The organism is Clostridia bacterium (genome assembly GCA_012841935.1).
Taxonomy (GTDB): domain Bacteria; phylum Bacillota; class Peptococcia; order DRI-13; family DTU073; genus DUTS01.
This window is the reverse complement of record DUTS01000009.1, coordinates 1-1,871: the sequence shown is the minus strand read 5'-3', so window position 1 is coordinate 1,871 and position 1,871 is coordinate 1. Positions and strand designations below refer to the sequence as shown.

General features: G+C 31.1%; 1 protein-coding gene. It reads left to right on the top strand.

The features are described 5' to 3' along the window. Nucleotides 1-17 precede the first annotated feature (17 nt). A complete protein-coding gene (locus GX687_00450) occupies nucleotides 18-1,832 on the top strand; it encodes an AlwI family type II restriction endonuclease (GenBank protein HHX95928.1) in 1,815 nt (604 codons plus the stop codon). Nucleotides 1,833-1,871 lie beyond the last annotated feature (39 nt).

Sequence of the window (1,871 nt, the reverse complement as noted above, 5' to 3'; positions counted from 1 at the left end):
CATTATATTATGATTTTATGAAAAAGGAAAAGTTTGTAACCGGGGATGCCCGTAGAAAGGATAAGGACGCTCGGGAAAAAACATCTGGATTAGTAGAGATTGGTCTAATTAATGATAACAGGACAATAACGGAAGTGGGCCAACTGTTGTTGCAGATTATGGAAAAGGGTGATTTTCAAACAGACAATTATCTGAATACTTCCAAGGATAGTTATATTTATTTAAAACAATTATTAAAAACTTCTATCAAAGTGGGCGAGAATATTGTAAGGCCTTATCTTGTTTTAGCGAAATTGTTGACAGAATTGGATTATTTGACTTTTGAGGAATTTACTTATCTCCTGCCATTAGCTACTGATAGTAAAAGTGTTAATGAAATTATTGGTTGTATAAGAGCCTATAGAAATGCCGAGCTATCCATAGAGGATATTATTTATGAAAAGTTAATAGGTATGGAAAATTATAAAATTGCTTTTGAAATGTTCAATAACAATGTACTTACGGAAGAGCTTATCTGTCTAGTCGGTATGAATAGAAAAAGTAGAAATTATGATAAGCCATACTATGATTTGCTTAAAAATTTAATTGGAGTTTTTTGTTATAAGGAAAATGAAAAAGTATATAATTTGTTTTTAGCTACCAAAAGAATAAATCAAAAGCTAGGAGTATTATGGAGGGATTTAATATTTTCGAGAACGACGTCTGGTTTTATCAGAAAAAATGGCATTAAATCTATAAAATCTGATTGTGTTTTCAGGGGCATGAAATCCGAAAAGGAAATTAAAAATGTTTTCTTTAAATATATGCATGTATATAAAGCAATGGCTACTTTACAGGATTATTTTGATCTTAATAGAAGATATTTCAATCTTACGGAAACATTTATTTTTGAAGATAACATCGTAAAATTTGATATTATGCCTAAATATTTTTTTCAAGATTCTATTTCTAGTTTATATCCAGAAGCCTTTCAAGAGAATAAATATTTAAAAAAGGCGGTTTCTTTGAAGCAGATCTTTCCAAGACTAATTTTCGATAAAGAACGTATCTATTCTATAATTAGTGACGATTTGGGAATTAAAATTGAATCGGTGGAACAAGCCGAAATGTTTATTAAAGAAGAAAGGTATAGAAGATTTAATAAGCTGATTGATCGGAAATTTACTGATAATGTGCTATTAAAGTTATTAGGTTATTTTGAAGTGCGTAATGATAAAAAAATTGAGGCAATTGTTACTGATGAGGCTGATATACCAACAATATTTGAATATATTTTGGGAATTATATGGTATAAAATTAGCGAAAGGCAAGGAGAGGTTTTAGACTATCTACAATTGTCGCTTGACGCAAATTTATTACCTAAAACTCATGCAGCCGGTGGTTGTGCAGACATTATTTATGAATATGAAGCCTGCTCGGAATACCCGGGGCATTCGTTGTTGATAGAAGCAACTTTATCAGAGGGGGTTAACCAAAGGAGAATGGAAATGGAGCCTGTATCACGGCATCTGGCCGAATTTCTTTTAAAATCGAAAAACCCTTTTAACTATACGGTGTTTATAAGTACCTTTTTACATAAAAATGTGATTGCGGATTTTAGAAGTAGGAAACATGTGCAATATTTTGGCAAGGATGATGAAGTATTGGATGGTATGAAAATTATATCTTTAGATACAAGGGCAATAAAAAAAATAATTTCTAAGGGGATAAAGTATGGTTATTTATATAAAATATTTGATAAATATTACAAGTCTGAAGTAAGTTTACCAGAATGGCAAAGGCTTTTGATTGAGGAAGCAACAAAATTATATGGGAAAACAGTTGCTGATTAGTAGTCTGTCCGGGAATAGGAAAAGCCCCTAGACAAACGT